Here is a 7238-nt window from a genome sequence, read left to right as displayed (position 1 = left end):
AAGCAGCTCCGCCGCGGAGTGCACAAGAACCTGCACGCCCTCGAACGTGACATCCGAGCCTGGATCTCAGCCTGGAACGACCACCCGCGCCCGTTCGCCTGGACCAAAACCGCCGACGAGGTCCTGGAACGACTCGCCGCATATCTTGACCGAATTCCTGGCGCAGGACACTAGAACGCGCCGGTATCCGCGGGCTCTACCGCGTCGGCGACTGCTGGGCTCCCCGACAGCAGGTGGCCGATGCCATCTTCGACGGCCACCGACTGGCCCGCGAGATCGACTCCGACAACCCCCGCTGGGCCCTCCCCTACGTACCAGAGGAGCGAATCCTCCGCATGACCGACGCGGGCTACGACGCCATCATCGACGCACACCGCGATGATGCAGCCCGCACCACGCTCCTCAAGAATGATCGGTTCGCGTACTAGGACGTGTCCATAAAGGTCTTCTGGCGAGGGCGCGGAGCCAGATGTTGATCGCGGCGATGTGCAGGGTGGCCTCGTAGCGCAGGGCGAGCTTGTCAAAGCGGGTGTTGATCGCCCGGTGCTGTTTGAGCAGGTCGGTGCCGCACTCCACGGCGTGGCGCGCCGGTAGACCTCGGGGTCGAACGTCGGCGGGCGGCCTCCGGCCGAGCCGCGGGCCTGCCGGTGGGTCTGCTGATCGGCCTTGACCGGGATCGTGGCAGCGATCTTGCGCCGGCGTAGGTAGGCGCGGTTGGCCCGCGAGGAGTAGGCCTTATCGGCCAGCGCCCGGTCCGGTCGGGTCTGCGGCCGCCCACCCCGAGCCGGGGCACGCGGATCGACTCGAGCACCGGGATGAACTGCGGGCTGTCCCCGCGTTGGCCGGCGGTCAGCAGCGCGGCCAGCGGGCGGCGGCCCTGCTTACAGGCGAGGTGGATTTTCGTGGTCCAGCCGGACTTTGACGATCGCGGCCGTCATTCTCTTCTTTCAGCGCAGGCGCGATGCGCGCGTACCGGGCCCTGGACTCGGAGTGCGACATGGTCCTCACAGCCCCACCTCCGCTCGACGTACGTAAAACTGTACGCGTCATGGGGTTGAGGCGCCGGCAGGATTCCCTGTCCCGCGACCGCGGGCCTGCGGATCGTGACCGTGAACGGTTTACCCTCAGCGGGTCAGCCGGAGTAACCAGCTGCGATGGTCCGGAGCACCCAGGCCCAGTAGCGGGCGACGGACCGCCGACCGAGACTTCCTGGACGGACAGACTCCGGCGCGGTTCAAGGCCCACGGCTTCCAGTCCTCCTCGCTCCTCGGGACCGTCGCGGGGGATGGTGACCGCCGCCCGTCTGCGGCGGACGGACGTGGACACCGCGCTCGACGCCGTCGGGCTGACCGAGAGCCTCGCGTCCGGGCTGATGGAGTTCCTGGAATCCGGCGATGACGCCAAACCGCTGCAGGTCGAGTGGGCGGCCCAGTCCGCACTGTTCGCCCTGGACCTCGCGCTCGCGGGCCGGCGGGCCGCCCACGGTGCTCGCGGGCCGCTTCGGCATCTTCCGCTCCTTCGCGGGCCACGAGCTGGCAACCCGTCTCGACCCATGGCACGGCTACTCCGTGCTCGGGCTCGCGATCAACCCCTACCCCGTCTGTCACGGCATCCACGGCCCGGCCGACCTCTGGGCCGAGATGGTCGGCGAGCTGCGCGCCCGGGATCGACCCCGTCGACGACGTCGCCGAGCTGACCTGCGTGGTCGCCCCCCTTCACGGCCCGCCTGACGCTGGACCCGATCGAGCCGAAGAGGCGCCCGTCGACCTCGCACCAGGCGCGGTTAAGCATGCCCTACTGTCTCGCCCGGATCGCCCTCGACGGCGTCCTCGACGTGGCGAGCCTCGCCCCTGAGGCCGTGCGGGACCCGCGAGCGGCCGCCTTCTCCGACGGGTCAGGTTCGAGGTCGCCGAGGACGCGCCGCCCGGCACGATACACACCCGGTTGCGCGTGCGGACGACCTCGGGCGAGACCGTCGAGCGCGAGCTGGTGCGCAGTCACGACAGCCGCCCGGGCCTCGTGGGCCCGGCGGAGCTCGGGCTGAAGTTCGCCAGCAACGTGGCGACGAGGTGGCCGGGGACCGCCGGGGCCGCCAGCACCGCCGCCGCCGAGGCGGTGTGGGACGGCGACGAACACTCGCCGGGCTCGGTGATCCCTGCCTTGCGGTGGACCTCACGGCCCGTACGGCGCGCCGCGTCGGTCAGCAGCCGGCCACCCGCCGTTGAGTCGCGTGGTGGCCTGACCCCATCTGCTGATCACCGCGCGGGGCAGAGCGCCCGGCGCGCGGCCCCTGTGAGTGGTCCACGGGACTGTCGAGCGAGGCTCTATCTGTCGGCGGCGGGTCCGACCGGCTCGTAGAAGCGCAGGATCGGGCCTTGATCCCCCATACATCGATGGCGTCGGTCAGGTCGAGGGTGCCGTCGCCCAGGGCCTCGGCCAGCCGGGCCGCGAGTGCGGGCAGGTCGTCCGTCCGCAGCTCGTAAACCGAAAGGTAGCGCCGGGTCGGCAGTTCACCCTCGGGGACGAGCTGGGGCCGGAGTCAGCCGACAGCGGTTGCCGCCGACCACACCCGGGCGCGTTCCACGGCCTGCGGGATGTGGATCTCGTCGTACCACCTGTTGAAGGCATCCTCGTGCTTCGGGGAGGTGGGCGGCACGTAGCCGAGTAGCTGGGCACCGGGCATAGGTCTCTCCTGCGAGGCAGTGGGATGTGCGGGGTTCAGGTGGAGGCGCCCAGGTGAGTGAGCGCCCGACGCGCGGCATGGGCGCCGCACATGCCGTGCGCGCCCGGCCCGGGCGGGGTGGCCGCCGAGCACAGGAAGTGCCCGGGGACCCCGGTGTCGTACGGATACAGCGTGGGGCGTGGCCCGAAGACCAGCTGCGGGATGTCCTTGGCGCCGGTGAGGATGTTGCCACCCACGAAGTTCGGGTTGGCCGCGAACGCGGCCGGGTCGGTGACGAGCGTGCCGATGACGCGGTCCCGGAATCCGGGAGCGAAGCGCTCGATCTGCGCGGTGATCACCTCGGTGGCGTCGCCCGCGTAGCCGCGCGGGACGTGGGCGTAGGCGTAGACGGGGTGGATGTCACCCACCGAACGCCCCGGGTCGGCCAGGTACTGCTGGCCCACCAGCACGAACGGTCGCTCGGGCATGCGTCCGGCGTGCACCTCGCGCTCGGCCAGCGTGTTCTCCGCCGCCGACCCGACGACGTGCACGGTGCCGGCGCGGCGGGCGGGCTCCGCTGTCCAGGGGATGCCGCCCTGCACAGCGAAGTCGACCTTGTATGCGGCGGGCCCATAGCGGAAGCGTCGGTAGGCCCGCGCGATCCGGCCCGGCAGCCGGTCCCCCAGCAAGGACGGCAGCTGGTCCGGGCCGACGTCCCAGACCGTGACGTCCGACGGCGGGAGCTCGGCCGCCGACCGGACGAGGACTCCGGTCTCGATCTTCGCGCCGTGGTCGGCCAGAACCCCGGCGAGAGCGTCCACGATCGCCTGCGACCCGCCCTCCGCGACACCCCAGCCGTGCCTGTGGCCGGCGGTGAGGATGCCCATCCCGATCGCCGAGGACAGCGGCCGGTTCAGCGGGCGGAATGCGTGCGCGGCCGTCCCGAGGAACAGCGCCCGCCCGCGCTCCGTGCGGAAGGCCCTGGCCAGGACCTCCGCGGGGAGCGCGGTCGGGGCGCCGAATCGCGCGAGCAGAAGCGGATGGCGGGGCACGCCGAGCAGCGGCCCGAGGATGTCCTCGGCGAGTGCGTCGTAGTGCCGCGACGGGCTGTCGAACAGTGCCCGCCACAGCCTGCCGTCGGCGCCGAGCCCGGCCGCGGTGTCCTCGACGGAGCGGTACAGCACCCCCGCCTCGCCGTCGTCGAGCGGGTGGGCGCAGTCGACCTCGGACAGCCGCCAGCGGAGCCCGTACCGGTCGAGGCCGAGCTCGCGCAGGACCGTGGAACCGACCGCCATTGGATGCACGGCCGAGCAGTGGTCGATCACCAGCCCGGGGACGATGCCCTCGACGGTGCGGGTCCCCCCGCCGATCTCCGGGCCCGCCTCGAGCACGGTGACCTCGACCCCTGCCCTCGCGAGTACGGCCGCGGCGACGAGCCCGTTTGGGCCCGCCCCAACGACGGTCGCGGTGCTCATACGTCCTCCCGTGCCCGGGCTCAGCCGACAGACAACAGGGTGGAACCCCCGCCGTCCAGGTTGTACTCCGACCCGGTGATGTACTCGGCCTCGTCGGACGCCAGGAAGGTCAACAGGTTTGCGACGTCAGCGACGCCGGCCAGCCTGCCCAACGGCGAGAGAGCCGGGCCGAGCTCGTCCACGGTGGTGCCCAGGGTCTGTGCCCCGTAGTCCGCCATGGCCGTCTTCACATACGTCGGGTGCACTGAGTTCACCCGCACGTTCGCGGCGGCGTACTCGGCCGCGACGTCCTTGCTCATGGTGCGGACGGCGCCCTTGCTGGCCCCGTAGAGGGTGTGGCCCGCGACGCCGACGAGCCCCGCGATCGAGGACAGGTTGAGCACGGCCCCGCCGCCGGTCTCGGCCATGCCGGGCACGACGTGCTTCATCCCGAGGAAGGTACCGGTGACGTTGACCGCCATCAGCCGGTTCCAGTCCTCGACCGTGGTCTCGGCGAGCGGCGCGATGATGTAGATGCCGGCGTTGTTGACCAGCACGTCGATCCGGCCGTGCGTGGCACGCACCTGGTCGGCGAGCTCCCGCCAGCGGTCCTCGCTCACCACATCCTGCACGTGGAACTCGGCGCGGCCGCCCGCCACGGTGATCCGTTCGACGACGGTCTTGCCGCCGAGCTCGTCGACGTCGGTCGCCACCACGACCGCGCCTTCCGCGGCGAACCGCTCCGCCACCGCCGCACCGATCCCGGTGGCGGCACCGGTCACCAGCACGACCTTGTCCTGCAGTCGGGTCATCTCTCTCGTTCTCCTCGTCGACGGGGATGGGACATCAGATGAGCGAGGCGTCCAGGCCGCCGTCGAGCACCAGCGTGCTGCCCGTGCAGAAGGCGGAGCGGTCGCTCGCAAAGAAGAGTGCGGCCTCGGCCACGTCCTGCGGCGTCCCGTAACGGCCCTGCTTCTGCTCGATCAGCCCGTCGAACCCGCCCGCGGGCAGACCGAGCGCGGCCTCGAAGTCGGGGGCGGCGGCGGTGACGAGGTCGGTGGCGATGAAGCCCGGCAGGAGGGCGTTGACCCGCACGCCGTGTGGGCGGAGCTCGGTGGCCGCCGTCTTGGTCAGGTTCACGACCGCCGCCTTCGCCGCGGCGTAGTGGCCGATCAGCGGCGAGCCCGTCGTCGCGGTGACCGAGGCGAGGGTGACGATCGTGCCGCCGCCGGACGCGATGATCGCGGGCGCCGCGTAGCGGATCGAGAGGAAGACGCCGTCGAGGTTGACCGAGGTGACGGCCCGCCAGGCTGCGAGGTCCATCGCCAGCAAGGCCTGCGGCCGTCCGACGCCGGCGTTCGGCACCATGATGTGGAGGCTGCCGTGCTGTTCGAGGGTCTGCGCCACCAGCGCCTTGACCTGCTCCTCCTCGCGGACGTCGCAGGCCAGGGCCGTGGCGCCGGTGATGTCAGCGGCGACCTTCTCGGCGGCAGGCAGGTCGATGTCGGAGACGACGACGGTCGCCCCTTCGGCGCCCAGCCGTTCCGCGATGGCCCGGCCCAGGCCCTTGCCTGCGCCGGTGACGATCGCGACCTTGTGGTCCAGTGCGGTGCTCATGGGCTTCTCCTCGTCGAGAATGCGGACGAGCGGGTCGGCACTGCCGACCGGCGGAGGGTGGGCTTGTCGATCTTGCCGACGGGGTTCTTCGGCAGGGCCTCGACGAGCAGGACGCGAGCGGGGACCTTCATCCGGGCGAGCCGCCCAGCACAGTGGTCGATCAGCTGCTGCTCGGTGGTGTCGCTCCCGGGGTACAGGGCGACGTGTGCCACTGGGACCTCGCCGAGCACAGGGTCCGGGGCTCCGACGACGGCCGCCTCGAGCACCGCGGGGTGGGTGTGCAGGGCGTTCTCGATCTCCTTGGGGTACAGGTTCTCCCCACCCCGAATGATCATGTCCTTGATCCGGTCGACCAGGACGAGGTATCCGTCCGCGTCGAACCGCCCGACGTCACCGGTGTGCAGCCAGCCGTCCCGGATCGTCTCCGCGGTCGCCTCGGGCTGGTTCAGGTAACCGCGCATCACGTTCGGTCCGCTGACCACGACCTCGCCGGGGCCCTCGTCGAGCAGGGTGCCGTCCGGCCCCATCAGCGCGACGCGCTGCCCCGGCAGCGGCAGCCCCACGGTGCCGGGTCGGCGCGGACCGGCGGCCGGGTTCAGCGTCGAGGCGCACGTGCCCTCGGAGAGCCCGTACCCCTCCAGGACCGGCACGCCGTACCGCTCCTCGAACCGGTGGATGAGCTCGGCGGGCATCGGCGCGGCACCACAGATCGCCCGACGCAGGGACCCGGTGTCCGGCACCACGTCCGCGGGCAGCGCGGCGAGCATCGCGTAGATCGCCGGGACCGCCGAGAAGTAGGTCGGCCGGACTCCCTCGACGACGTCGAAGAAGCCCGACGCCGAGAACCGTCCGGCGATCGTGGCGCGGCCACCCGCGAGCAGCGGCGAGAGCACCGACACCACGATCCCGTTGACGTGGAACAGCGGCAGGACCAGCAGGCTGTGGTCGTCCGCGGCCAGCCCGATCCCGGCGACGATCATCTCGGCCATGGCGAGCAGGTTCGCCTGGGTGAGCATGACACCCTTGGGTCGCCCGGTGGTGCCGCTGGTGTAGATCAGCAGCGCCAGCAGCTCGGGGTCCGCGACCGGCTCGGGGACCGGGCCCGCGCCCGTGCCGAGGTCCGCGATGTCGAGCGTCACGAGCTCCGAGGAGCCCTTGTCCCCCACCACGACCAGGGCTCCGGCATCAGCGATCTGGAACCCCGCCTCGTCGGCGGTGAGACCAGGGTTGACCGGGGTCACGACGGCGCCCAGCCGCCAGGCGGCGAACAGCGTGACGACGAGCTCGACCCGGTTCGGCAGCACGACCGCGACCACGTCGCCACGCCCGACGCCCGCGCCGTGCAGGGTCGCGGCCGCGGCCTCGACCCGGGCCGCGAAAGCCGCGTTGTCCAGCGAGGTCACGTCGTCCGCGAGACACGGCGCCGCGGGTGCGGTACGCGCACGCGCCTCGGGGAGCACAGCGATGTGCATCGAGTTCCTCTCCTCCGACAGGGCTGAACAGGC

General features: G+C 71.7%; 7 protein-coding genes. 2 read left to right on the top strand and 5 right to left on the bottom strand.

Annotation, left to right across the window (positions count from 1 at the left end; genetic code table 11):
* Positions 1–233: 233 nt before the first annotated feature.
* Both LWC35_RS19675 and LWC35_RS41005 read left to right on the top strand, forming a co-directional pair.
* A complete protein-coding gene (locus LWC35_RS19675; RefSeq protein ID WP_232871615.1) occupies positions 234–428 on the top strand; it encodes a hypothetical protein in 195 nt (64 codons plus the stop codon).
* 1298 nt (positions 429–1726) lie between these two features.
* Complete coding sequence (locus LWC35_RS41005) at positions 1727–2044, top strand: hypothetical protein (protein ID WP_372463070.1); 318 nt, start codon at positions 1727–1729, stop codon at positions 2042–2044.
* Positions 2045–2539: 495 nt separating this feature from the next.
* Here the strand turns inward: LWC35_RS41005 and LWC35_RS19670 are convergent, their stop codons facing one another.
* The 5 genes from LWC35_RS19670 to LWC35_RS19650 are packed head-to-tail and all read right to left on the bottom strand — an operon-like array spanning position 2540 to position 7205.
* Positions 2540–2683, bottom strand: coding sequence for a hypothetical protein (locus LWC35_RS19670; RefSeq protein WP_232871614.1), 144 nt, complete (start codon positions 2681–2683; stop codon positions 2540–2542).
* 35 nt (positions 2684–2718) lie between these two features.
* A complete protein-coding gene (locus LWC35_RS19665) occupies positions 2719–4137 on the bottom strand; it encodes a phytoene desaturase family protein (RefSeq protein WP_232871613.1) in 1419 nt (472 codons plus the stop codon).
* A gap of 20 nt (positions 4138–4157) precedes the next feature.
* Entirely contained in the window at positions 4158–4928 is a 771-nt protein-coding gene (locus tag LWC35_RS19660) for an SDR family NAD(P)-dependent oxidoreductase (RefSeq protein WP_232871612.1), read from the bottom strand.
* A 34-nt stretch (positions 4929–4962) separates the two neighbouring features.
* Entirely contained in the window at positions 4963–5733 is a 771-nt protein-coding gene (locus tag LWC35_RS19655; protein WP_232871611.1) for an SDR family NAD(P)-dependent oxidoreductase, read from the bottom strand.
* Positions 5730–7205 (bottom strand): class I adenylate-forming enzyme family protein, encoded by a 1476-nt coding sequence (locus tag LWC35_RS19650; protein WP_232871610.1) that lies wholly within the window; start codon positions 7203–7205, stop codon positions 5730–5732. The genes LWC35_RS19655 and LWC35_RS19650 overlap by 4 nt, the downstream gene beginning before the upstream one ends.
* Between the last annotated feature and the right edge of the window lie 33 nt (positions 7206–7238).

This window comes from Pseudonocardia kujensis, assembly GCF_021283305.1.
In the GTDB taxonomy this organism is placed as follows: Bacteria; Actinomycetota; Actinomycetes; order Mycobacteriales; family Pseudonocardiaceae; genus Pseudonocardia; species Pseudonocardia kujensis.
Note: the sequence above shows the minus strand (reverse complement) of the source record. Positions and strands in the feature narration are given on the sequence as shown.